This is a genomic window from Pseudonocardia phyllosphaerae, from assembly GCF_046546475.1.
GTDB classification, from domain to species: Bacteria; Actinomycetota; Actinomycetes; order Mycobacteriales; family Pseudonocardiaceae; genus Pseudonocardia; species Pseudonocardia phyllosphaerae.
The window spans coordinates 44,358-69,331 of the sequence record NZ_JBKGXS010000009.1; the positions used below are offsets into that span (position 1 = coordinate 44,358).

General features: G+C 73.4%; 16 protein-coding genes. 5 read left to right on the forward strand and 11 right to left on the reverse strand.

Annotated elements, in window-relative coordinates:
• Nucleotides 1-41: 41 nt before the first annotated feature.
• Nucleotides 42-1,262, reverse strand: a complete 1,221-nt coding sequence (locus tag ACLE50_RS18235) for an acetyl-CoA hydrolase/transferase C-terminal domain-containing protein (protein WP_410944784.1) — start codon at nucleotides 1,260-1,262, stop codon at nucleotides 42-44.
• 61 nt (nucleotides 1,263-1,323) lie between these two features.
• On the opposite strand from ACLE50_RS18235, the gene ACLE50_RS18240 reads away from it, so the two are divergent.
• Both ACLE50_RS18240 and ACLE50_RS18245 read left to right on the forward strand, forming a co-directional pair.
• A complete protein-coding gene (locus ACLE50_RS18240; protein WP_410944785.1) occupies nucleotides 1,324-2,316 on the forward strand; it encodes a glutathione S-transferase family protein in 993 nt (330 codons plus the stop codon).
• A gap of 98 nt (nucleotides 2,317-2,414) precedes the next feature.
• On the forward strand, nucleotides 2,415-3,638 hold the full coding sequence (locus ACLE50_RS18245) for a glycoside hydrolase family 3 N-terminal domain-containing protein (RefSeq protein WP_410944786.1): 1,224 nt from the start codon (nucleotides 2,415-2,417) through the stop codon (nucleotides 3,636-3,638).
• Nucleotides 3,639-3,730: 92 nt separating this feature from the next.
• On the opposite strand, the gene ACLE50_RS18250 is transcribed toward ACLE50_RS18245, so the two are convergent.
• The 3 genes from ACLE50_RS18250 to ACLE50_RS18260 form a co-directional block, all read right to left on the reverse strand.
• Nucleotides 3,731-4,498: a 3-oxoacyl-ACP reductase family protein gene (locus ACLE50_RS18250; protein WP_410944787.1), complete on the reverse strand. Its 768-nt coding sequence runs from the start codon at nucleotides 4,496-4,498 to the stop codon at nucleotides 3,731-3,733.
• Nucleotides 4,499-4,521: 23 nt separating this feature from the next.
• On the reverse strand, nucleotides 4,522-10,143 hold the full coding sequence (locus ACLE50_RS18255) for an ATP-binding protein (RefSeq protein WP_410944917.1): 5,622 nt from the start codon (nucleotides 10,141-10,143) through the stop codon (nucleotides 4,522-4,524).
• A gap of 71 nt (nucleotides 10,144-10,214) precedes the next feature.
• Nucleotides 10,215-12,173, reverse strand: coding sequence for a 3-oxoacyl-ACP synthase III family protein (locus tag ACLE50_RS18260; protein ID WP_410944788.1), 1,959 nt, complete (start codon nucleotides 12,171-12,173; stop codon nucleotides 10,215-10,217).
• A gap of 429 nt (nucleotides 12,174-12,602) precedes the next feature.
• On the opposite strand from ACLE50_RS18260, the gene ACLE50_RS18265 reads away from it, so the two are divergent.
• Nucleotides 12,603-13,028: a VOC family protein gene (locus ACLE50_RS18265; RefSeq protein ID WP_410944789.1), complete on the forward strand. Its 426-nt coding sequence runs from the start codon at nucleotides 12,603-12,605 to the stop codon at nucleotides 13,026-13,028.
• Here the strand turns inward: ACLE50_RS18265 and ACLE50_RS18270 are convergent.
• Nucleotides 13,004-13,603 (reverse strand): class F sortase, encoded by a 600-nt coding sequence (locus ACLE50_RS18270; protein WP_410944790.1) that lies wholly within the window; start codon nucleotides 13,601-13,603, stop codon nucleotides 13,004-13,006. The genes ACLE50_RS18265 and ACLE50_RS18270 overlap by 25 nt on opposite strands.
• Nucleotides 13,604-13,606: 3 nt before the next feature.
• The gene (locus tag ACLE50_RS18275; RefSeq protein ID WP_410944791.1) at nucleotides 13,607-14,170 is read right to left on the reverse strand and encodes a calcium-binding protein; all 564 of its coding nucleotides are present in this window, start codon (nucleotides 14,168-14,170) and stop codon (nucleotides 13,607-13,609) included.
• A gap of 218 nt (nucleotides 14,171-14,388) precedes the next feature.
• Between ACLE50_RS18275 and ACLE50_RS18280 the strand changes: the two genes are divergently transcribed.
• A complete protein-coding gene (locus tag ACLE50_RS18280; RefSeq protein WP_410944792.1) occupies nucleotides 14,389-14,823 on the forward strand; it encodes a PPOX class F420-dependent oxidoreductase in 435 nt (144 codons plus the stop codon).
• Nucleotides 14,824-14,881: 58 nt separating this feature from the next.
• On the opposite strand, the gene ACLE50_RS18285 is transcribed toward ACLE50_RS18280, so the two are convergent.
• Nucleotides 14,882-16,255 (reverse strand): sugar porter family MFS transporter, encoded by a 1,374-nt coding sequence (locus ACLE50_RS18285; protein ID WP_410944793.1) that lies wholly within the window; start codon nucleotides 16,253-16,255, stop codon nucleotides 14,882-14,884.
• 195 nt (nucleotides 16,256-16,450) lie between these two features.
• Nucleotides 16,451-17,932 (reverse strand): S1C family serine protease, encoded by a 1,482-nt coding sequence (locus ACLE50_RS18290; RefSeq protein WP_410944794.1) that lies wholly within the window; start codon nucleotides 17,930-17,932, stop codon nucleotides 16,451-16,453.
• A 341-nt stretch (nucleotides 17,933-18,273) separates the two neighbouring features.
• Here ACLE50_RS18290 and ACLE50_RS18295 point away from each other — a divergent pair, with 341 nt between their 5' ends.
• Complete coding sequence (locus ACLE50_RS18295) at nucleotides 18,274-19,677, forward strand: TMEM165/GDT1 family protein (RefSeq protein WP_410944795.1); 1,404 nt, start codon at nucleotides 18,274-18,276, stop codon at nucleotides 19,675-19,677.
• A 125-nt stretch (nucleotides 19,678-19,802) separates the two neighbouring features.
• Here ACLE50_RS18295 and ACLE50_RS18300 read toward each other — a convergent pair whose 3' ends face one another.
• The 3 genes from ACLE50_RS18300 to ACLE50_RS18310 form a co-directional block, all read right to left on the reverse strand.
• On the reverse strand, nucleotides 19,803-21,059 hold the full coding sequence (locus ACLE50_RS18300; protein WP_410944796.1) for an acyl-CoA dehydrogenase family protein: 1,257 nt from the start codon (nucleotides 21,057-21,059) through the stop codon (nucleotides 19,803-19,805).
• Nucleotides 21,060-21,586: 527 nt separating this feature from the next.
• Nucleotides 21,587-22,708, reverse strand: coding sequence for a dimethylsulfone monooxygenase SfnG (gene sfnG / locus ACLE50_RS18305; RefSeq protein WP_410944918.1), 1,122 nt, complete (start codon nucleotides 22,706-22,708; stop codon nucleotides 21,587-21,589).
• 282 nt (nucleotides 22,709-22,990) lie between these two features.
• On the reverse strand, nucleotides 22,991-24,958 hold the full coding sequence (locus ACLE50_RS18310; RefSeq protein ID WP_410944797.1) for an APC family permease: 1,968 nt from the start codon (nucleotides 24,956-24,958) through the stop codon (nucleotides 22,991-22,993).
• Nucleotides 24,959-24,974 lie beyond the last annotated feature (16 nt).

The following is a 24,974-nucleotide window of genomic DNA, read 5'->3' on the forward strand; positions in this document are numbered from 1 at the left end:
GGACTGAAAATGTGACCTCGAACACAGCATGAATTGCGGATTCACTCGTGTGGCGTAGCGGTGTGGCTCCACAGCCGGTCCAGCGCGGCCCGTCGCTCGTCCCTGCCCAGGCCACGGAGATCGGCGACGCCGTGCTCGGTCACGACGACGTCGACGTCGTGCGACGGCGTCGTCACGGGTCCGGCGAGGCGGTCCACGAGCGTGCGGCGGCCGCGGTGGGTGGCCGGCAGCGCCATCACCGACAGCCCCGGACCGCGGGCCGCGGCGGCGGCGAAGTCCGGGTGCCCGCCGATCATCCCCGCCGCGGATCCGGCGACGCCCTCGACGTTGACCTGGCCGTCGCGGTCGATCTCCAGCGCGGTGTTGACCGCGACCAGCGGGCCCGGTGCGCCGGACGCCAGCCGGGACACGTCGTGGGTGTACTCCACCGGGCGCACGACGCCGTGCCCCGACCGGCCGAACCGGTCCGCCCAGTCGTACAGCCGGGGGCTGCCGTGCAGCGCCGTCGCCGACGGGGTGCCGCGCAGCAGGCCGCGCGCGTCCAGGTCCACGACGGGGTCGGTGAGCAGCCCGGAGTCGACCGACACCGGCACGTCCAGGGCGGCGACGACGGCCGCGGACAGCCGTCCGGGACCGAACTGGATCCGTGCTCCGGCCGGGACCAGCGAGGCCACGTGCCCGGCGATCGCGAGGTCCTCCGGTGTCGGCGGCGGCGTCTCGATCGGGCACGGCGCCCCGGCGGGGCCGCCGACCTCGCCGAGCACGGTGACCTCCGGCAGCGGCGGACCGGCGTCGGCGTGCGGCGCCGACGACGACACCACCGCCGCCACCGGCACCCCGGCCTCGGCGAGCCCGCGCATCCAGGACGCCTCCGCGCCGAACCGGTACCCGCCGGGGCCCCGGACGACCGTGGCCAGCAGCAGGTCCGGGCGCAGCGGCCCGGCCAGCAGCGCAGGCGTCGCCGACAGCGGGGCCGGGACCCGGTGCACCGCACCGGCCTCGACGAGCCCGCGCAGTCCCGGGCCGCCCACGACCGTCCGGATGTCGACGAACGCGCCGGGGTCCAGCTCCGGCGCCGGGCCGGGCACCCAGCCCAGCACCAGCCGGACCCCGCCGGCCCAGGCCGCGACCCGGCTCAGCGGCGCTGCGAGGGCGTAGGGGAGCCCGCAGGCGTCGGCGAGCGCGACCCGCGCACCGGGCCGGACCAGCTCGGACAGGGCCCGCTCGAGAATGCGGTCGAGGTGCTCGTCACGGGTCTGCACCGGGGCATCCGACCACGCCGCGTCCCTGCGCGCCGCGACGCAGGCCACTAGCGTCGGCTCCATGGGGACGGGTGAGCAGAGCGGCGAGTTCGTACGGGAGCCCCTCGGGGTGGCGGAGCGGATCACCGCCGACGGGTCGTCGGCGTGGCCGGTCGAGGCGGGCCGCTACCGGCTCGTCGGGGCCCGGGCGTGCCCGTGGGCGAACCGCACGATGATCACCCGGCGGCTGCTGGGCCTGGAGGACGCGATCTCCCTCGGCATCGCAGGCCCGCTGCACGACGAGCGCAGCTGGCGCTTCCACAACGACCCCGGGAACGTCGATCCGGTGCTCGGCATCGAGTACCTGCGCGAGGCCTACGAGAGGGCCGTCCCCGGCTACGACCAGGGCGTCACCGTCCCGGCCATGGTCGACGTCGCGTCGGGCGAGGTCGCCACCAACGACTACGCGGCCCTGGAGCGCGACTTCTCCACCCAGTGGCGCGCGTTCCACCGCGACGGCGCCCCGGACCTGTGGCCCGACGGCCGTGTCGACGAGATCGAGGCGGTCGGGGAGGGGATCTTCCACGACGTCAACAACGGCGTCTACAAGTGCGGTTTCGCCACCACCCAGGCCGCCTACGACCGTGCCTACGACGCGCTGTGGGCCCGGCTCGACGAGCTGTCCGACCGGCTGGCCGACCGGCGGTTCCTGGTGGGGGACACCATCACCCAGGCCGACATCCGGCTGTGGGTGACCCTGGTCCGCTTCGACGCCGCCTACCACGGCCACTTCAAGGCCAACCGGCAGAAGCTCACCGAGCTGCCGGTGCTGTGGGCCTACGCCCGGGACCTGTTCCAGACGCCCGGTTTCGGCGACACGATCGACTTCGAGCAGATCAAGCAGCACTACTACGGCGTGCACACCTCGGTGAACCCGACCGGCATCGTCCCGCGCGGCCCGGAGCTCTCCGGCTGGCTGACCCCGCACGGGCGCGAGGAGCTCGGCGGGCGTCCGTTCGGCGACGGGACCCCGCCCGGCCCGCCGCCGGAGGCCGAGCGGGTGCCTGCGATCTGAGCCGTCCGGCTCGCCGCGGCCTCCTCTCGGCGGGCCGCCGCGCCGCCGGGCGGGTGAGTGCACCCGCACCGGCGCCGGGGCTGACACGATGACCCGCGATGAGAGGACGAGCTCACCCGGTGACGGGTGCCCGGCGGAGCCGGATCGGGTTCGGAGTGATGACCGCGCTGGTCGTGGGCGCGCTGGGGGCCGGGGTGGGCGCGATCGCCCTGCCGGGACCGGGCGGCGCCGCGCCCGGTGGTGCCGCCCCGGAGGCGGCGCCGGTGTCGTCGTCGGGCCCGGCGCCCGAGGCGGCACCCGCGGAGGCACCCGACACCTGCGGCCCGAAGGTGGCTGCCCTGTCCACGCGGGACCGGCTGGCGCAGCGCCTCATGGTCGGCGTCGACGCCGCCGACCCGGCCGGTGCGGCCAGGATCGTGAAGTCCTCGCAGGTCGGCGGGGTGTTCCTCGGTGGCAACGAGACGGCGCTGCTGCAGAACAACCGCCTCCAGGCGCTGCAGGACGCGTCCCGGACCCCGCTCGCCGTCGGCGTCGACGAGGAGGGCGGCCGGGTCCAGCGCATCGACGACCTCGACGGCGACCGCCCCAGCGCCCGGCAGATGGCGAAGCAGAGCCCCGAGCAGGTCACCGAGCTGGCCCGCAGCCGCGCCGAGCAGCTGAGGGCCCGCGGGGTCACCTGGAACCTCGCCCCGGACGTCGACGTCTCCGACCAGCCCCGCACCGACGTCATCGGCGACCGCTCGTTCTCCGACGACCCCGAGGTCGTCACCCGCTACGCCCGGGCCTGGGCGGAGGGCCAGCACGCCGGTGGCGTGTTCGGCGTCCTCAAGCACTTCCCGGGCCACGGGCACTCGTCGGGGGACTCGCACAAGGGCTCGGTCACCGTCCCGCCGCTGTCCGAGCTGGAGCGCACCGACCTCAAGCCCTACGAGGCGCTGGTCGGGCCGGGCAAGCCGCTCGACGACACCACCGGCGTCATGCTCGGCCACCTGGAGGTCCCGGGCCTGACCGGTGACGTCCCGGCCAGCGTCGCCCCGAAGGCCTACCAGCTGCTGCGCGAGAAGTACCGGTTCGACGGCCTGGTCATGACCGACGACCTGGGCGCGATGAAGGCCATCACCGAGCGCTACGGGCTGGCCGAGGCCACCACCCGCGCGCTCTCGGCCGGGGCGGACGTCGCACTGTTCTCCAACGTCACCTCGCCGGACCCGCTGCTCGACGCGGCGGAGTCCGCGCTCGCGCGGGGCCGGATCACCCCGCAGGACAACGACGCCGCCGTCGCCCGGGTGCTGGAGGCCAAGGGACTCTGCCACCGGGCCTGAACCGCCACCGGGCCCGAACCGGCACCGGGCCCGAACGCACGGGAGCCCCGCACACGGCACTGTGTGCGGGGCTCCCGGCTTCGACGGGCGGGTCAGGAACCCATGTCCAGCCCACCGTTGACGCTGATCACCGAACCGGTGACGTAGCCGGCGCGGTCGTCCACCAGGAACTGCACCGCGCGGGCGATCTCGTCGGCCTGGCCGAGGCGGCCGACGGGGACGTTCGAGATGATCTTCTCCAGGACCTTCTCCGGCACCGCCGCGACCATCTCGGTCTCGATGAAGCCCGGCGCGACGCAGTTGACGGTGACGCCCTTGCGGGCCACCTCCTGCGCCAGCGACTTCGAGAAGCCGATCAGACCGGCCTTCGACGACGCGTAGTTCGCCTGGCCCATCGCACCGGTCTGCCCGATGACCGAGGAGATGTTCACGATCCGGCCGAACTCGTTGCCGGTCATGTGCTCCAGCACGGCCTTGGACATGTAGAACGCGCCGGACAGGTTGATCCGCAGGACCGCGTGCCAGTCGTCGACGGTCAGCTTGCGGACCGTCTTGTCGACGGTGATGCCGGCGTTGTTGATCAGGTAGTCGACCCGGCCCTTCTGCTCCAGCACCTCGTTCACGACGCGGCTGCAGTCGTCCGGCTCACCGACGTTGCCCTGGTGCACCGAGATCGACGCGCCCTCGGCGCCCAGCTTCTCCTGCAGCTCCTCGGCGGCCTTGGAGTTCGAGGAGTAGCCGGCGGCGACGTGCACGCCCTGACGGGCGAGCGCGCTGGTGATCGCGGCGCCGATGCCGCGCGCGCCTCCGGTGACGATGGCGACGCGCTGCTCGGGGTTGGTGTCGGTGATCGCGGTCATGGGTGCCTCCTGTGGGTGGCGTATCAGGTGTCGAGCGTGCGCTTCATGCCGCGCTGGACGGCGTCGACCAGGTAGGGCCGCAGCTGGTCCGGCGTGACGATCCGGTGCACCGAGCCGACGGACTGCGCCCGCTCGATGGAGTGCCGGGTGTCGAACTCGTCGGCGACCTCGCCGAGCTTCTCGGAGCGGACGTCCGGGCGGACCTCCGCGAGCTCGCCGCGCAGGCGGGCGGCGGTGACGTCGTCACCGGCCTCGGTCGCCTCGGTGATGCGGGCCTCGAGCGCGGTGACGCGCTCGTCCTTGGCGGTGCGGTCGTTGACCTCGCCGGCGAACACCACGGCCGCGGCGGGGGCCCCGCCGAGCACCGAGGCGTAGGACCCGGTGACGGCCGCGACCTCCATGTTGTCGTTCAGCGTTCCGGAGAACACCACGAACGCGCCGCCGTGGTAGCGGCTGACCACGCAGAACACGATCGGGCCGTCGAAGTTGACGATGGCCCGGCCGATCTCCGCGCCGTTCTCCAGCTGCAGCCCGCGCAGCGACTCCGGCGAGCCGTCGAACCCGGACAGGTTCGCCAGCACGACCAGCGGGCGGTTGCCCGACGCCGCGTTGATCGCCCGCGCGCACTTGCGCGACGAGCGCGGGAACAGCGTGCCCGCGGTGAACTGCGACGGGCCGTCCACCGGGCTCGGCCCGCGCCGCGGCACCGGCCGCGACTCGATGCCGATCATGGCGACCGGCTGCCCGCCCAGGTGTGCGTCCAGGGCGACGACCGACTCGGCGTCGTGCATGTCGGCCCACCGCTCGGAGGTGGCGTGGTCGGCGTCGGCGACGCCGCGCAGCACCGAGCGGATGTCGAACGGCTTCTTGCGCTCGCCGTTGGTCTCCTCGGCCCAGATCTCGCCGAGCGTGGAGAACTCGCAGTTCGGACCGGAGTGCGGTGCCGTGGTGACGTCGCGCGAGACCGGGTCCAGGGTCGGCGCCGGGCGCGGGAACCGCTCGCCCGGTGCGGTCCAGGTGTGGGCGTAGTGGCGGCTCAGCACCTGCACGGCGCCGGCGAGGTTCGGCGCCCAGTACTGGGCCTGCCCGTTCGGGCCCATGATCCGGTCGTAGCCGCCGATGCCGAAGTTGTCCTCGGCCGAGACACCCCCGGAGTAGTCCAGGGACTGCTTGCCGGTGAGCACCATCGCCGACTCCGGCGTCATCACCAGGATGCCCCTGGTGTGCATGAGCATCGTCGCCTCGGCGTTCCAGTACGGCTGGGCGCCGACGTTGATGCCGGTCACGACGACGTTCATCTCGCCGCCGTCCTGGGTGAAGTCGATGATCCCGCGCAGCACCCGGGAGATCCAGTCCATGTTCTCCGTGCCGGAGTCCATGGCGATCTTGGCGCCGGCGGAGACGGCGAACCACTCCACGGGGACACCGAGCTCGCGGGCCAGCCGGATCGCGGCCAGCACCCGGCGGCACTCCGGCTCGGCGATCGCGCCCAGTGCCCGGGTCGGGTCGCCCAGCAGCACGACGCGCGTCATGCCATCGGGGTAGCGGCGGGTCGGCACCGAGACGACGCCGAGCACCAGGTTCGCGGTGTTCTGCCCCGGCGCCCGGTCGACCGGGACCGGCCGCGACGGGTCGTCCGGGTCGACGAGGTCGTACTCGGTCCAGCTCCCCGGACCGGCGTCCACCGGCGCGGTGAGCAGCGGGACGATCTCGTACGGGTAGACCGCACCCCGGCGACGCGCCTTGAGCACCTTCTGGTCGTAGGCGTCGAGCTCGCGCATCGGCTCGGTCGACGGCTCGTCGAGCCGCAGCGTGAGCCCCGCGCCGGGCGGGCGCGACATGCGCAGCAGCATCGCGCGCGGACCGCCCTGGCCGCCGGTCACCTGCGGGTCCGCGGTGCGGAACTCGACCAGGACCTGCTCCAGACCCAGGTTCGCCGTGCGCGGCGCGAGCTTGCGCACCACCGAGTCCAGCTCGGCGATCGGGACGTCGACCTCCGGCCAGATGTAGAGCTGGATCCGGTTCCAGGACAGCCGGGCCAGGGTGCGGTCGGCGGCCCTGGCTGCGCGCAGCGAGTTGATGCAGGCGTCGAGCGCCCGCTCGAACTGCGGCAGCGACCGGATCCGGCCCGTCTCCTCGTCACGCAGCACCGAGAGGTCGCGGACGTCGGCCATCGCGATCAGCCGGTCGTCGGCGGTGACCTCGCGGCCGGTGGCGCGGAACAGGTGCACGTCGGTGGCCGCGGGCAGCCGGGTCAGGTCGAAGTTGCGGAAGCGCCACAGCCGCAGCCGGTCGGCGACCAGCGGGTGCATGCCGCGCAGCCTGCGGTCCTCGACCAGCTCGCCGGTCTCGTCGGGCCGGAAGGTGAACCAGGTCGGGCCCTCCGCGCCGTCGGCGGTCTCCTGCTGGCTCGGCCGCACGGCCACCGCGACCCGGGCGACGGTCTCGGGCACCCGGCCCAGCGCGGCGCGCACCCGGTCGGCCCGGGCGTCCGGGTCGCCGCCGTCGTCGGTGTGGGTCGAGGTGACGTAGAGGTCGACCAGAGCGGTCCGTCCCGGCGCGAGCTCACCGGCGCGCCGGCGCAGCTCCTCGGCGGTCGCGGCGGCGGCCTCCGGGTCGTTGTTGTCGATGACCGTGGCGTAGAGCTCCCGGTCGTTGCCCAGGTGCTGGTAGTGCGCGGTCAGCAGCGGGTGCCCGGCGAACTCCGAGAGCTCCAGGTCGCGCAGCGGGCGCACCCGGTAGTAGCGCCGGGTCATGACCTCGAGCAGGACGGCGTCGTGCCGCGCCCCGAACGCGCCGAGGATCGGCTCGGAGGAGCCCACCAGCGCGTCGATCCGGCGGGCGCGGTCGGCCACGTCCGGGTCCTCGGCGAGGACGTCCAGGCTGTCCCGGACCTCGTCGAGGGCCTCGCGTCGCTCGGCGGCGACGACCGGGGCGTCGAACACGCGGTACCGGACGAGCCGGGCGGTGTCGCCGACGACCGGGTGCCGCAGCTGGGTGGCGACCACCAGCGCGTCGAGGGTGCGCAGGTAGTCCTCGCGCAGCGCGGGGGACAGGCCGGCGACCGAGTCGGGGTGGCGCAGCCGCCAGTTCAGCAGGTTCAGCACGACCGGCACCTGCTGGGAGGCGCGACGGTGGGCCAGGAACATCCGGTAGAGCGCCGGGCCCAGCTCGCCGAGAGAGGCGTCCGCGGAACGAGCCTGGACACCGCTCGACGTGATGTCGGTGATGCCGTAGTGCGCCAGGGCCGCGCGCAGCTTCGCCTGGAACGACTCGGGCAGGCCCTCGTCGTCGGGGTTGCGGCTGCGCAGGTAGGCGTAGAGGTACTCCTGCGGGTTGCGCTCGGTCTCGCCGGTCTCGTCGTCGGTCTCGGACTTGTTGCGCGACAGGGCACACAGGTCCGCGAAGATCTTCAGGACGGCGATCTCGCCCGCCAGCAGCGCCGGGTCGCCCGGGGGCAGCTCGCCGCGGGCGGTGTCGAGGCGGCGCAGCAGCGGGCGGGCCTGGGACTCGTCGACGTCGAAGCCGAGCACCTGGAAGCGCAGCGCGTCGAGGGCGTCGGCGGCGACGGCGGCCGGGGTCTCCTGCACGGCGCTGGGGCCGAAGTCGGAGAAGTCGGCGCGCTCGCCGGTGTCGACGGTCTCCGCGCCCTCCTCGGCGGCGGGTTCCAGGCGGACCAGCTTCGTGCCGCCCTCGACCTGGGTGTTGGCCGGGACGAGGAGCTCGGCGACGGTGCCGTCGAACGGCGCCCGCAGCGAGGTCTCCAGCTTCATCGACTCGACGATCGCGACGGTGTCGCCCTCGGCGACGGTGTCGCCGGGGGAGACCGGCAGCGCGACGACCATCGCCGGCGCGGGGGCGCGGACGATGCCTGCCTCGCCGCCGGAGATGCGGTGCACGGCGCCGTCGACCTCGACGAGGTAGTCCGACTCCTGCGCGACCGACAGCACCGTCCAGGACCGGTCGCCGACGGTGAGCCTGCGCTCGTAGGCGCCGTTGCGCTCGACGTCGACGTCGACCGACACCCCGTCCAGCTCGACGCGGTAGCGCCCGGAGCGGGTGCGGGCCACGCGCAGCGTGTAGGACTGCCCGGCGACGGTGACCGCGGTCTGGTGCCAGGTCTCGTAGCCGACCTCGGGGCGCCCGGCCTCGGCGGAGCGGAACAGCCGGTCCCGCTGGCGGGTGACGTGCCCGTCGTGGCTCTCGATCGCGGTCGCCAGCAGCGCGACGTCGAGGCGGCGCGGCGGGGCGTAGCCCTGCGCCATCATCGCGTCGAGCCAGGTGGTCTCGAGGTCGCCCGCGCGCAGCTCGTCACGGTCGAGCAGGTCCAGCAGGAACGCCTTGTTGGTCGAGCCGCCGTCGATCACCGCGGCGGTCTGGCGCAGCGCACGGGACAGCCGGGCGCGGGCCTCGGCGCGGTCGCGGCCCCAGGCGATGACCTTGGCGATCATGGAGTCGAACTGCGGCGGGATGACGTCGCCCGCCGCGACACCGGTGTCGACCCGGATGCCCGGGCCGGTCGGCAGCGCGAGGTGCTCGATGCGCCCGGGCGCCGGGGCGAACTCGCGCTCCGGGTCCTCGGCGGTCAGCCGCGCCTCGATCGCCCAGCCGGACCCGGCGGGGGCCTCCGGGGCGACCTCGTCCAGCGTGCCGCCCGCGGCGACGTGCAGCTGCAGCTTGACGATGTCGACGCCGGTGCACGCCTCGGTGACCGGGTGCTCGACCTGCAGCCGGGTGTTGACCTCGAGGAAGGAGAGCAGCTTCTCCTCGGGCTGGTAGAGGAACTCAACGGTACCGGCGTTGACGTAACCCGCGGCGCGGGCGAGGTCGGCGGCCGAGCGGCGCAGCAGCGCGTCCTGCTCGGCGTCGAGCGCGGTCGAGGCGGACTCCTCGATGACCTTCTGGTTGCGGCGCTGCACCGAGCAGTCGCGCACGCCGAGCGTCCACACGTTCCCGGTGGCGTCCGCGACGACCTGCACCTCGACGTGCCGGCCACCGGCGACGGCCTTCTCCAGGAACACCGTCGCGTCGCCCGCGGTCTTCGCGGCCTCCGACGCGGCCCGCTCGAACGCCTCGTCCAGCTGCCCGGGGCCCTCGACGAACCGGATGCCGCGGCCGCCGCCACCCGCGGTGGCCTTGACCATCAGCGGGAAGCCGATCGAGTCGGCGGCCTTGCGGGCGGCCTCGACGTCCTCCACTGGGCCGCCGGACCACGGCGCCATCGGGACCCCGACGGACTCGGCCAGCTGCTTGGAGGCGATCTTGTCGCCGAGCCGGCGCATGACCTCGCCCGCCGGGCCGACGAAGGTGACCCCGAGCCGCTCGCACAGCTCGGCGAACTCGGCCTTCTCCGAGACGAAGCCCCAGCCCGGCCAGACGGCGTCGGCGCGGGTGGTGACCAGCGCGCGCTCCAGCTCGTCGTAGTCGAGGTAGGGGCTGGCGCCCATGTGGTCGGGGTCGTCGGGTCCGATGAGGACGGCCTCGTCGGCCTCCCGGACGTACATCGCACGGCGGTCGACGGCGGTGTGCAGCGCGATGGTCCGCAGCTGCCGGTCCGGACCTGCTTCGGCGTTCCACTCCCGGACGGCGTTGATCAGCCGCATGGCGGGTTCACCGCGGTTGACGATGGCGATGCGCGAGAACATGGTGGGGGTCACTGCTCCTGGTACGGGCGCTGCTGCGGCGTCGGACGGGTGGTGGTTGGTCCCCATCCTCGTCATTCACCGAACGCGACGCGAACGTCGTCCACCGTCGGGGCCGCGGGGGCGGTGTCGGTACCGGCGTCGGGGGCCTCGGCCGGGCTCAGGACGACCTCCGGCGCGCAGACCGCGGGGTCGACCTCCAGCACGGCGTAGCCGCCGACGGCGCCTGCGCCGAAGCCGGGGGCGAAGATCCGCCTGCGCCCGTCGAGCACCCCGTCGGCGACGGCGTCGAACAGCGCGATCGGGATGGACGCCGCGGAGACGTTGCCCATCGTCTCGATGTCGAAGTACAGCTGCTCGGCCGAGAGACCGGCCTTGGCCGCGAGCTGCAGGATCATCGTCTTGTTGGCCTGGTGCGGGACGATCAGGTCGATCGCGTCGAGCATCGTGCCCGCGCCGTCCGGGCCGGGCTGCTCGCCGAGCTCGCCGATCATCTGGGCGAGGTAGCGGGAGACCAGCGCCTTGACCTCGGGGCCGTAGACGGTGATGTCGTTGTCGAACTCCGGGTTCGGCCAGATGATCGAGTTCACCTGGGCGCTCGGGCCCGAGGCGTAGGTCTGCAGCAGGTCGACGTCGCCGGGGTCGCCCTCGGGCGCCGGGGAGATCACCATCGCGGCGGCGCCGTCGCCGAAGATCATCCGCGAGGTGCGGACGTTGCCGATCTTGTCGGAGAACTTCTCGACGCAGACCAGCAGCACCGGGCGCCGGACCTCCTGCAGCTGCCGGACGGCCTCGGACAGCCCGTAGGGCAGGCCCGCGCAGGCGGCGACGATGTCGGCCGAGCAGTGTGTCTGCAGCAGGCCGAGCCTGCCGGACAGCCACGTCGACAACGACGGGATGAGCCGTTCGCTGGTGCAGGTCGCGACGAGCACGGCGCCGATCTCGGAGCGGTCGCGCCCGGAGTGCTCCAGCGCGCGGACCGCGGCGGCCCAGGCGAGGTCCTCGATGTCGAGCTCGGTGTAGCGGCGCTGGTCGATCCCGGTCTTCGCGGAGATCTCCTCGGCGCTCATCGGTGACCAGGAGAACGCGGAGTTCCGCACGACGTCGTCGTTGGTGCACACGTGCTCGCCGCGCACGACCGCCAGGGACTCGATCTTCGGCAGCACGTCGAACGCCTCGCGGACGCGCACGGGCGGTAGCGGGGTGGCCGGCTCGACCGGCTCGGCCTGGTCGGAGATCCGGACGCGCCGCGCCGGGCGGGCGCCGGTGGCGCGGTCGAGGAACTGCGCGACGTCGCGGTTGCGCGGGTGGAAGGCGATCACGTAGTCGTCGTCGCCGATCTCGTCGGCGGTGCGCAGCTCGGTGGCGGCGCGGTCCCACGGGTACTGGTTGTGCAGCACCATCGCCCAGCGGGTGAGCGCCTCGAGCTCAGGGCGCTCGGCGTGCGCGTCGAGGATGTCGCCGAAGGAGAAGACCGGGTAGTCCGGGTCGTGGTGGCCGACGACGAAGGTGCGGGCGCCGGGTGTGGTGAGGAACTGCTCGACGGTCGGCTTCACCGCGGGCAGCTCGGTCGCGTGGTGACGGCGGTTGCCGTAGACGTCGAAGAGCAGCTCGAAGATGCGGCGCTCGGTCTCGTCGTCCCAGGTCGGCGGCAGCGTCTCGAAGGCATCGGCGACCGCGCGGATCTTCTTGTCGCCGTCGCGCCATGGGGTGAGCAGCGGGAGGAACACGTCGCTGCGGTGGCGGGGGAGGTCGCGCCAGCGGGTCGGGCGCTTCTCGAACATCGTGAGCGTGTAGCGGTTGACCCAGAACAGGTTCTGGCTCATGTCCCGCAGGAGGCCGAAGCGGCTCTCGTACGCGCCGGCGGTGACCCGCTCCAGGATGTCGGTACCGGTCGGCGCCTTCGCCTCGAAATCGCGCCCGACAATAGCGGTGAATTGGTCCAGATCGTCGATGACCGAGAAATCGAGTTCGCCGAGAAAATTGGCGGGAAAGACCAGTCGGTCGTGGCTGTTCACCACGAACGGCTTCATGTGCGACCTCCATGGGCGACGTGGCCCGTGCGCGAATCACCAGGTGCGACGGTGCGTCGACCCGGTCGAGTGAATCGGTAGCGGTGACTACGACGGTAGAGGCAGCGGAGCGGGATCGGAATGCTGCGAGGCCCGGAGTGTGCGCTCTCACGCCAATTCGGTCAACCTCGACTGTTACCGGTGAGAATGTTACCGACGGGTTCTACCGGGGCGTTCGAATCGCCGGAGCGCTGTCGGTGCAGGTGGAACGGCCCTGGTCATCCACAGTGGAACGATCACCGCGGGTGCCGGGGCGCCTGCGATGCGTGCACGTGCATCGATGTCGTCGCGGCGCCGGTCGTGGGCAACCGGTCGCGTGGCGGGGTCGTCCGGGCAGGCGGGCGGCGCCGGTCCGGCGGTGCCGGGCGGGCGGGGCTACCGTGCGGCGCCGTGGAGATCCTCACCAGTCGCGCCATTCTGCGTCCCGCCGATCCCGACGCCGCGCTGGTGTTCTATCGCGACGTCCTCGGGCTCGCGATCGCCCGCGAGTTCCCCGGCGGAACCGTGTTCTTCCTCGGCGACGGCCGGCTCGAGGTCTCCGCGACACCCTCCGGCGCGCCCGACGGCGCGTCCGGTTCCGGGGGCGGGCTGCGACTGTGGCTGCAGGTCCGCGACCTCGCCGCCGCGCACACCGAGCTGGCCGACGCAGGCGTCGAGGTGCTGCGCGAGCCCCGCCGGGAGCCGTGGGGGCTGCACGAGATGTGGATCGCCGACCCGGACGGCACCCGCATCGTGCTGGTGCAGGTACCGCCGGATCACCCGATCCGCCGCGACGTGCGTGGCGATCGGCCTCAGGGCTCCACGAGTCCCGCGTAGACCACGACGTTGTCGCGGTAGCTGCGCGCGCCGCGGTCGAAGCTCCCGCCGCAGGTGACCAGGCGCAGGCCCGCGCCGGGCAGGTCGCCGTAGACCTGGCGGGTGGGGAAGCGGGTCTTCGGGTAGCGGCGCACGGCCTGTACCTCGAACGTCGCGGTCCGGCCGTCGGCACGGTCGACGGTCACCAGGTCACCGGGGGCGAGTCGGTGCAGCCGGAAGAACGGGCCCGGCTCGTGGTTCCAGTCCACGTGCGCGGTGAGCACCGCGGGACCGCGAGCCCCGGGAGCCGGGCCGCCGGTGTACCAGCCGGTCGCCGCGCCGTCGGGTGGGACGGCGAGCGCGCCGTGGCCGTCGAGGCCCAGCGGGAGCATCGGGCTGTCCAGCCCGGCTGCCGCCGCCCGCACCCGCAGCGGGGTGGCGGGCGGCAGCGGTGCCGCGGCCGGGCGGGCGGTGCCGCTCGGCGGCATCGGCACCGTCCCGCCCAGCGCGGCGGGTGGCATGGCCGCTGGGACGGCCAGCGCCACCAGGACTGCGGCGATCGCGACCGCGAGGCGCCGGACGCGTCGCACGGGCACGGGTCAGGCCCGGCCGCGACCGGCCCGGCGCCCGGACCACACGGCGGTGCCGGCCCCCACGGCCACGACGGCCCCGGTGCCGGCCAGCAGGAACGCCGCCGGGTCGACGCCCGCACCGTCGGCACCCGAGCCGTCGCCTGCGGCGACCGCGCCGGAGGGCACCTCGCTCACCTGGCCGCCACCGGACCCGGTGTCGGCCGCGGTGTCGCCGGTGCTGCTGGTGTCGCCCGTGCCGGAGTCGCCGGAGCTCGTGTCGCCGGTGCCGCTGTCGCCGGTGGTCGTGTCGCCACTGCCGGTGTCGTTCGTGCCGGTGTCGTCGGCGGGCTGGGCGGTGCCGCCGGGCTGGTCCGCCTCGCAGGCGATGCCGTCGTCGTCGCGGTCGAGGCGGTTCGGGTCGGACGAGTCCTGCGCCAGGATCGACTGGGCCTGCTCGTAGGAGATCTGGTCGCAGTCGACGTCGGGCGTGTCGGCGGAGGCGACGGCGGCGAACGGCAGGCCGGCCAGTGCGGTGACGGCCAGGCTCGCGGTGACGGTCGCGAGGCGGCGGGTGAGCGGACGAGCAGACATCGGCGGTGCTCCCTCTCCGGGGTGTGACGAACGTTGCGGGGGTGGCCGGTGGTGTCGCTGTGACACCGGGCCGTGGCGGAGAGTGAAGCGATACCCGGTCATGATCGACAGTCATGTCACCCGGCCGGGAATCGCCCGGTCGTGTGGGGTCACCCGGTGTGAGGACGTCCGCGGCGAGCCACCCGGCGGGCCCCGCCGGTGGCGACGAGGATGGGCGCGTGTCCCCGGATCCCGCGCGTCCCCGTGCCCGCAGGCGCAGCCTCGCCGACGGCGTCTCCGACCGGTTCCGCGAGCTGTGGTCCGAGCGCAGGCCGTGCGTGCTGGTGACGCTGCGCCGCGACGGGAGCCCGCACGCGTCGCCGGTCGGGGTCACCGTCGACGTCGAGGACGGGATCGCCCGGGTGATCTGCAGCGGCGGCTCGCAGAAGGCGCGCAACGTCGCCGCGGCCGGGCCGGACGGGGCACGGGTGTCGGCCACCGTCGTCGACGGCCGTACCTGGTCGACGATCGAGGGCGTCGCCACCGTCCGGGACGCACCCGAGGAGGTCACCGCGGCCGAGGAGCGCTACGCGCAGGAGTACAAGGTGCCGCGGGTCAACCCGCAGCGGGTGGTGCTGCGCATCGTCGTCGACCGGGTGCTCGGCAACGCCTGAGCACGCGAGCAGGGGCGCCCCCGGCGGGCCGGGAACGCCCCTGCTCGGTGCGTGCCGCTCAGCTGCGGCCGACGCGTGCCTGCAGCTCCGCGTCGATCTCCTCCAGGCTGCGGCCCTTGGTCTCGGGCATGAGCTTGTAGAGGAACACGAACCCGGCGGCACCGATCACCGCGAAGATCGCGAACAACCCGGACTCGCCGAGCGCGGTGATCAGCGTCAGCGTGGTCGAGGCGATCACCAGGTCCAGGCCCCAGTGCGTGGTCGCGCCGAGGCCGGCGGCCTTGCCGCGCACGGCGGTCGGGAAGACCTCGGAGTTCACCAGCCAGATCGCGATGCCCAGGCTCGCCGCGAACGCCGCGATGTAGACGCACAGTGCGACCACGATCAGGATCCCGACGACGCCGGTGCGGTCGGGCAGCAGGAACAGCACGACCAGCGACACCAGCGCCAGTACGACGACGGCGAGCCCGCCCAGCAGCAGCGGGCGCCGGCCCCACGAGTCGATCCGGGCCAGCGCGATCGCGGTGACGATCGCGTTCACCAGGCCGATGCCGACGGTCGCCAGGATCGCGCCGGTGGAGCCGCCGAAGACGCCCTGCAGGATCGTCGGCGCGTAGTAGATGACGGCGTTGACGCCGACCAGCTGGTTCACCGCCGCGACCCCGATGCCCAGGGTCAGCGCCGGGCGCAGCTGCGGACGGCGCAGGTCGGCCCAGCTCCAGCGGGCCTCGGCGCGGGCGGCGTCACGGATCTCGGTGATCTCGGCGTCGGCGGCCTCCGGGGTACGGCTGGCCAGCAGCACCGCGCGGGCCTCGTCGACCCGGTCACGCAGGACCAGCCAGCGCGGCGACTCCTGCGCGCCGAGCAGGCCGAGCAGCATCGCCAGCGCGGGCACCGCGGCGATGGCCAGGGGCCAGCGCCAGCTGTGCGCCTCGGCGAACACCGAGTTGACCAGGTAGGACAGCAGGATCCCGATGGTGATCAGGAACTGGTTCATCGAGACCAGCCGGCCGCGGACCTCCTTCGGCGCGATCTCGGCGATGTAGAGCGGCACGCAGACCGACGAGACACCGATGGACAGGCCGAGCAGGATCCGGGCGACGACCAGGGTGACCGCGCCGGGGGCGATGCCGGACAGGACCGCGCCGATCACGAACACCGCGGCGACGCCGAGGAGGGTCTTCCTGCGGCCCAGCGCGTCGGTGATCGTGCCGCCCGCCAGTGCCCCGACCAGGGCACCGACGAGCAGTGCCCCGACGACGACCTGCTTGCCGGTCTCACCGAGCCCGAACTCCGGGCCGATGAACAGCAGCGCCCCGCTGATCACGCCGGTGTCGTAGCCGAACAGGAGGCCGCCGGCGGCTGCGACGGTGGTCGCGAGACCGATGCCGCGGCCCTTCGTCGCCGGTTCCGGCCGGTCCCGTGTGGTCATTGCGCGTCGCCTCCTCGTCGAGTCGCGCCTCGCTGCGCGCGACAGTCGGCGATGAGGGTCGTCATCCGGGGCCCGTTTGTCCACACGTTCGGTGAACCGGACGGAAAACGAACGGAAACCGGGCAGAAACAGAACCGGCCGGGCGCAACAGAGGGGGACGGTCTGCTGCGCCCGGCCGGAGCCGGGAGGGGCGGGTCAGTTGCCGCCGAAGGGATCGAGCCCGCCGCCGAACGGTGACGAGTCCTCACCCGAGCCCGAATCACCCGAGCCGCCCGAGCCGCCGGAACCGGACCCGCCGGAGCCCGGCCCGCCCGAGCCGGACCCGCCGCCACGGCCCTGGCCGGGCAGCGCGCCGTTCTTTGCGGTCGCGGCGGCGGTGTCCTTGACGCTGCCGAGGGTCACGGGCACGGTGCGCGCGCCGGATCCGCTGCCGACGGTGAGGGTGACCTGCTGGCCGGGTGCGAAGTTGCCGACCCGGGCGACGAGGTCCTCGAAGCTCTCGACCGGGTAGTCGTCGACCTTGGTGACGACGTCGCCGGGCTTCAGCCCGGCCTTCGCCGCCGCCGAGTTCGGCTCCACCGCGGAGACGGTCGCCCCGGTGCCCGCGGCGGCGGCGCCACCGGCACCACCGCCGGACGAGGTCACCGCACCCTGCACGCCGAGCTGGGGCTTGTTCGCGACGCCGTCGCTCATCAGCTCCTGCGCGACCCGCTTGGCGGTGTCCACCGGGATCGCGAAGCCGAGACCGATCGAGCCGGAGCTCTGGCCGGCCGTCGCGATCGCCGAGTTGATCCCGACGACCTGCCCGGCCAGGTTCACCAGCGGACCACCGGAGTTGCCCTGGTTGATCGGGGCGTCGGTCTGCAGCCCGTTGTAGACGACCGGGGCCTCGCCGCCCTCGCCGCCGGCGGTGACGGTGCGGTTCAGTGCGGAGACGATGCCCGCGGTGACCGTCCCGGACAGGCCCTGCGGCGAGCCGATCGCGGCGACCTGCTCACCGACCTGGACGTCGGGGGTCCGGCCCAGAGTGGCAGCTCGCAGGCCGGACACCCCCTGCAGCTTGATCACTGCGAGGTCGTAGCTCGGCGAGGTGCCGGTGACCGTCGCGGGGTGTGTGCTGCCGTCGGCGAGGGTGACGGTCATCTTGCCGCCGTTGCCCGCACCGGCGACGACGTGGTTGTTGGTGAGCACGTCGCCGTCGGAGGTGAGGACGACGCCCGAGCCCTCGGCGACGCCCTGCGCGGTCCGGACCTGGATGTCGACCGTGCTCGGCGACGCCGCCGCGGCCGCCCCGGCGACGGTGCCGTCCGCGGGTTTCGCCGACGCCGTCGGGTCGGCGGCGCTGGTCAGCGCGGCCGCACTGCTGCCACTGCCCGACGACGTGTCGTCGAGCAGCGCGTAGGCGCCGCCGAAGCCCAGCCCGCCGCCGAGCACGCCCGCGGCCAGCGCGAGCGCGACGACCCCCACGCCGCGGCGGCGCGGGGACTCGGTCGGCACGGCGTGCGGGCCGGACGCGCCGGCCGGGAACGCCGGGTACACCGACGTCGGCGGCTCACCGCCGCCGTGCGGCTGCGGGCGGTACGCCCACGGCGCCTGCTGCTGTGTCTGCTGCTGACGGGCCGTCTCGTCCGGCTCGTGCGTACCGCCGGCACTGCGGTCCGGCCCGTTCTCGCTCATGGGACTCACTGTGCGGTGCGACCCTGAGACGAGCCTGTGACGGCGCTGGGAATCGGGCGGGCGTTGCGTGAGGAATCGCCCGGTGTGCACCGAGACGGCAGTCACAGTAGTGCTCGCGCATCAGCTCTCGAACCGGGCTGTATCGATGAGGTAGAGTCAGCGGCCGTACGCGAAGGGGAGTAGCTCCCAACGCTGCGCTCGACATACTGGTCCGACCCTGCGGGGTTCGGCCCGGGCGCAGCGGCCTGACCACCACCAGGCGAGCGAGACCTTCGATCCGGCAGCGGCCGGGTCGAGGTCGTTCCGCCGCCCTCGATCGGCCGCCTGATCGAGGGACAGTCATGAGTGGTTTCCTGGTCGCATTCGCGGTCAGCTTCGGAGTCGTGTTCGTCGCCGAGCTGGGGGACAAGTCCCAGCTCATGGCCCTGACGTTCGCGACCCGCTTCAAGGCCCTCCCGGTCCTGATCGGCATCACGATCGCCACCTCGGTGGTGCACCTGGTGTCGGTGGCGGTCGGCTACGGCCTCGGCGCGACGATCCCGACCGGCTGGATCTCGCTGGTCGCGGCGATCGCGTTCCTCGGTTTCGGCGCCTGGACCCTGCGCGGGGACAGTCTCAGCGACGACGAGGAGCAGAAGGCGAAGCGGGCAGGCGGGTCGGCCGTCGTCGCCGCGTCGGTGGCGTTCTTCCTGGCCGAGCTCGGCGACAAGACGATGCTCGCCACCATCACCCTGGCCACCCAGTACGGCTGGTTCGGCGTGTGGCTCGGCTCGACGATCGGCATGGTCGCCGCCGACGCGCTCGCGATCGTCGTCGGCCGCAAGCTGGGGCAGAAGCTGCCCGAGCGCACCATCGCGATCGGCGCGGCGGTGCTGTTCTTCGCCTTCGGGATCTGGCTGTTCGCCGAGGCGGTCCCGCAGGTCTGGGGCCCGGACGCCTGGGCGGCCGCCGCCGGGGTGATCGACCACCGCGTCGCCGGGTGGGCGGCATTGGCCCTCGGTGCAGCGGCCGTGCTGACCACGTTGTGGGTGCGCGGGCGGGCCCACCGCTCGCGGGCAGGCAGCGGGCTGGTCGTGCCGCGGACTCCGGGCAGTCCGGCCTGGTGGGCGCGGACGCTGTTCGTCGCCGCCGCGGTGCTCGGGCTGGGTGCGCCGGCCCTGGTCGGGCTGGACGTGCTGGAGCCGATCTCGGTGCTGGCCCGGCCGAGTGTCGCGGTGGTCGGGGCCGGGTTGCTGCTGCTCGGGTTCGCCGTCGTCGCGGTGGCGCTGCTGCAGCTGGGGTCGGTGTGGCGGCGCGGCGCCGCCGCGTCCCCGCACGGCACCGGCGATACCGCAGGCGCCGCGGTGCCGGACGGTGCACGACCGGTGCTCGCGACCGGCGGGCTCTATCGGCGGGTCCGCAACCCCGCGTTGACCGGCCTGATCGTCGGCTGCGCCGGGATGCTGTGCATGGCGCCGACGCTGCTCGGTGTGCTGGCCGGGGTGCTGATCCTGGTCGCGGTGCAGATCCAGGCCCGCGGTGTGTACGAGCCCGGCCTGGGCAGCGCCCTCGGTCCGGAGTACGACGCGTACCGCAGCCGCACCGGCCGGTTCCTGCCGCGGGTCCGCGGGACCGGCCCGGGTGGCAACGGCGGCTCGGGTGGCAGCCGCGGCCCCGGTGGTCCCGGCGGCCCGGGTGGCAACGGCGGCACCGATGGCACGACCGGCGGAGCCACGACCGGCGAGGACCACTCCCGGGTCGGCTGACGCGCACCGCCCGTCGTCCGCGCTGTGCCAGGCCTGGCCCACGGGCGCGCACGCGTTTCCGGCCCCGCTCACCGGATCGGGTGCGCGGGGCCGGAACCGGTGAGCGTCCACCGCCGGGACAGAGGTCAGGAGTACCAGGTGGGCTGCGGAAGCTCCCCGGTCAGCACCCACGCGCCCACCTCGCGCCGCTTGTAGGCGACCGGGTCGTGCAGCGTGTGAGTGCGGACGTTGCGCCAGAACCGGTCGAATGCGAGCTCCGACGCCGTCGCCCGCGCCCCGAGGCCCTCGAAGATCCCCGAGGTGATCTCCAGGGCGACCTCGGTGGCGCGCGCCTTCGCCGCCGCGACCCGCACCTCGTGCTCGCCGCGCTGCTGCTCGGTGACGTTCCACGCGTCGTCGTGGATGGCCTGGGCCTCGCGGGCCACCTCGTCGGCCAGGGCCTCGGCGGCCCACAGCTTCGCGGTGTAGCCGCCGTAGAGGTCGAGCTGGTACGGCTCGTCGACCGCGCGGTCCCGACCGCCGTGCAGCCACGGCCGGGTCCGGGTGCGGGTGTACTCGGCGGCGGTGTCGAGCGCACCGCGGGCGATGCCGAGGTAGAAGTGCACGAACACGAGCTGGATCACCGGCACGTTGAGCGTGTTGTAGACGCGCGGCTGGAACGCCTTGTCGACGAACCCCGCCGCGGACGCCCACGGCACCCGCACCCCGGAGATCGTGACGCTGCCGCTCTCGGTGAGGCGCTGGCCGATGTTGTCCCAGTCGTCGTGGAAGGTGATGCCCTCCTGGTCGCTGGGGACGATCGCGAACACGTGGGTGTCGGTGCCCTCGATGACGCCCTCCAGCACGGTCACGTCGGAGACCTTGCTGCCGGTGGAGAAGCTCTTGTGGCCGTCGTAGACCAGCTCGTCGCCCTCGTCGCGGATGGTGACGTCGGCGTCGCGCGGGTTGACCGCGCCGCCGAAGAACCAGCGGTTGCGGGTGGCGTCGGACTCGACGGCGGCGATCTGCTCGGGCGTCCCGACGAGGCGGGCGGCCCAGAACCAGAGCAGGTGGTAGCCGAGCAGCTGGCCGATGGAGCCGTCGCCCGCGGCGACCTCGCGGATGACCTTGTAGGCGACCGGCCAGGTCTGGCCGCCACCGCCGTCCGCGGTCGGGCCGAGCAGGGTGACCAGGCCGGACTCCTTGAGCAGGGCGACCTCGTCGTAGGGGGTGGCACCTGCGTGGTCGCGGCTCGCGGCGTCGCGCTCGAGGATGCGGCGGACCTGGCGGGCGCGCTGCAGCCAGCCGGCCCCGTCGGTGGGGGCGGGTGCGGCGGACCAGTCGACGACCTCGGCGGCGGTCTCCGTCCGGTTCTCGGTGGTCCGGTTCTCGGTGGTGGTCATGGTGACGTCCTCCGGATGTGTGGCTGCGGCGCCCGTGGCAGCGGGCGCAGCGCGGATCGGGCTGGTGCGGATCGGTCCGGCGCGGATCCGCCACGGTGCGGATCGGACCCCGGCCGGATCAGACGAGGGGCGGATCGGGCCGGCGCGGATCCGGCACGGTGCGGATCACCGGTGTGGATCGGGACCGGGCCCGGGAAGGAGCAGCGGTGCGCGGCCGGACGCGGGGTACGGGGGCGCGGAGGTGATCAGCGACAGCCGGAGGAGTTCACGCGGGACAGGTCGACGTGGCGTCGACGGGTGAGCGCGGTGAACAGCACGGTCCGAGTCTCGGCGGCCCGGACGTGTGGCGTCAACGCCGGTCTCCCGCACTGGGAGCCCGCCCTGGTTGTCCGGTCATGATCGGACGGCATGCACGGTCCGGGCGAGCGGCCGCCGGGACGGCCGGGGACCCCGGACGGGCTCGCGCCGACAGGACGCGGCCCCGGCACGCGGGTGCGTACCGGGGCCGGCGGAGGAACGGGGGAGACTCAGACGGTCGCCACCTGCGGCTCACGCGCGGCGAGCTCCGCCTCCTTCTCCCGGATGATCGGCAGCACCTTCTCGCCGAAGTACTCGACCTCCTCCTGGAAGTGCAGGAAGCCCAGGAGCAGCAGGTTCGCGCCGCGGCGCTTGTACTCGACGGCCCGGTCGGCGATCTGCTCCGGGGTGCCGATGAGCTGGGACCTGAAGCCGTCGTTGTACTGGACGAGGTCGGAGAACGAGGAGTCCGCCCACATCCCGCGCTTGTCACCGGTCGAGTTCCCGGCCTGCTGGACGGCGTCGCGGAAGCCCTCGACGGCCGGTTTGTTCGCCTTCTCGATGATCTCGCGCAGGGTGTCCCGGGCCTCGGTCTCGTCGTCCCGGGCGATCATGAATCCGTTCAGCCCGAACCGGACGGGCTGCAGCCGGTCGGCGGTCTTCGCGTGGCCGAGGACCTCCTCGACCTGCTCGGTGAAGCCGTCGTAGTCCTTGCCGTTGGAGAAGTACCAGTCCGAGACGGTGCCGCCGTTCCGGCGGGCCGCGGTGGAGTTGCCGCCCTGGAAGATCTCCGGGTGCGGACGGCCGGGCACGTCGACCGGCTTGGGCTTCAGGTCGAAGCCGTGCACCCGGTAGAAGTCCCCGGAGAACTCGGCGCCGCCCTCGCCGGCGGTCCAGATCTCACGCAGCACCCGGATGAACTCGGCGGTGCGGCGGTAGCGCTCGTCGTGCTCGAGCCACGGCTCGCCGAGCGCGGTGAACTCGTCCTTCAGCCAGCCGGAGACGACGTTGACCGCGACCCGGCCGTTGGTCAGGTGGTCGGCCGTGGCGACCCACTTCGACAGCACCGCGGGCTGCCACAGACCCGGGTGCACCGCGGCGATGACCTTCAGCCGCTCGGTGGCCAGGCCCAGCGCCAGGGAGAAGCTCGTCGCCTCGTGCTGGTGGTCGGCGCCGTAGCTGGCCATGTAGCGGATCTGGGAGAGCGCGTAGTCGAAGCCGTTGTTCTCCGCGGTCTGCGCGAGCTTGACGTTGTAGTCGTAGCCCCAGTCGGTGCGCTGCTCGATGGTGCTGGTGACCAGCCCGCCGGAGACGTTCGGGACCCAGTAGGCGAACTTCAGCGGCTCGCTGATCTGGGCGTTCAGGGTGGTGTCGAGGTCGGAGATGGCGTTCTCGGTCACGGGAGGACTCCAGGTGTCGGCCGCACGCGGGCGCCCGTCGGCGCACCGGCGCCGGCCGGAGAAGGGAAAGGGGACGCGCGGTGGAGCGCACCGCTCAGCGGTGCGCGGGCGGCGTCAGCGACAGGCCTGGCCCACGAGGGTCAGGAAGTCGACGTGACGGCGTCGCGTCAGCAGGAATCCGACCACGATCCCCACGGAACCGGCGCGGCCTCCGGTTGTCAACAGCTGACCCGCCTATCCGACGTGCACGACCGGCCGCCGGACTGTGCTCGGCTCCGCCTCGCGGAGGATCTCCCGGGTCACCGGCGCGACCTCACCGACGCCGGTGAACAGGTAGCGCCCGAACAGCACCACCGGGTTGCCCTCGGTCCAGTCGAAGTAGACGTGCGGCGGGCGGCCGGTGACGTCGCGCAGGTGCAGCAGCAGCGCCGCGACCGCGTTCGGCACCGACGGCGCCGCGCAGGTCAGCACCCGGTACGGCCCGCGGCGCTCGCCGTGTACGACGAGCCCGGTCTCGAACTCCGACGGGTCGGACACGGTGACCTCCAGCAGCAGCACCGTGTCCGGGTCCGGGATGTGGTGGTCGGCGCACTCCTCGTCGAGCTTGGCGCGGTACTCCTCGTCGCGGGCGGCGCTGTCGCGCTCCCCGGGCCGCGGCTCGTGCGCGACCAGCCGCAGCGGCGCCCCGCCCGCGGTGCACTCGGTGACGAACGCCTGCGCCGTCTCGTCCAGGGTCACGCCGGTGACCCGCAGCTCGAACGCGCGCAGCGTCCGGGACAGCAGCGAGACGACCAGGATCCCGAGGATGAAGCAGGCGGCGATCTTCACACCCTCCGGGCGCTCCACGATGTTGGCGATCGTGGTGTAGACGAACACCACCGCGATCAGCGTGAACGCCACGACCGCGCCGCGGCCCCGCGAGCGCCGCGCGGACAGCGCGACCGCGATCGCCGCCGAGGCCATCAGCACCAGCACGCCGGTGGCGTAGGCGCCGCCCTGGGCGTCGACGTCGGCGTCGAAGAGGATCGTGACCAGCACCGCGACGGCGACGAACACCAGCACCAGCGGCCGCGACGCCCGCGCCCAGCCCGGCGCCATGCCGTAGCGGGGCAGGAACCGGGGCACCAGGTTCAGCAGCCCGGCCATCGCCGAGGCCCCGGCGAACCAGAGGATCGCGATCGTCGAGACGTCGTAGACGGTGCCGAAGGCGTCACCCAGGTTCTGGTGGGCGAGGAAGGCCAGTGCCCGCCCGTTCGCCTGCCCGCCCGGCCCGAACTGCTGCTCCGGAATCAGCAGCACGGTCACCACGCTGGAGCAGATCAGGAACGTGCTCATGATCAGCGCGGCGGTGGTGAGCAGCTTCTTCGTGCCGACGATCCGCCCGGCCGGTCGGGCCTCGGTGTCGTCGTCGCGCCCCGTGACCAGCGGCATCACCGAGACGCCGGTCTCGAAGCCGGACAGGCCCAGCGCGAGCTTCGGGAACACGATCAGCGCGACGCCGACCATCAGCAGCGGGTCCGGGTAGCGCGACACCAGCAGCGCCGACCAGTCCGCGACGACGTGTGGCGAGGTCACCACCAGCCACAACCCGTCCAGGACGACGACGGCGTTGAGCAGCAGGTACACCCCGACCAGCCCGACCGCGATCGTGATCGCCTCGCTGAACCCGGCCAGGAACACCCCGCCGAGCAGCGCGAGCAGGATCAGCGTGATCGGGACGTTCATCCCGTGGAAGGACTCCGGGACCAGCGGGTTCTCGACCAGGTGCGCGGTCGCGTCGGCCGCGGACAGCGTCATCGTGATCAGGAAGTCGGTGGCGGCGAACCCCAGCAGCACCAGTACGAACACCTTGCCGCGCCAGCCCGGCAGCAGCCGCTCCAGCATCGCGATCGAGCCCTCGCCGTGCGGGCTCTCCTCGGCGACCCGCCGGTACACCGGCAGCGCACCGAGCAGCGTCACCAGCACCAGCACCAGCGTCGCCACCGGGGACAGCACGCCGGCGGCGAGCGCGGCGATACCGGGCTGGTAGCCCAGCGTCGAGAAGTAGTCGACGCCGGTGAGGCACATGACCTTCCACCACGGGTGCCGCGGCTGCTCCGGCTCCGGGCGGGCGTGCGGCCCGTGCCGGCGGGAGTCGCCGTCGTCCTGGAGCAGCCAGCCGGTGACCCGTGCGCGGGCCGACGGTCTCTCGGTGATCGCCACGCCGCCAGCATCGCCG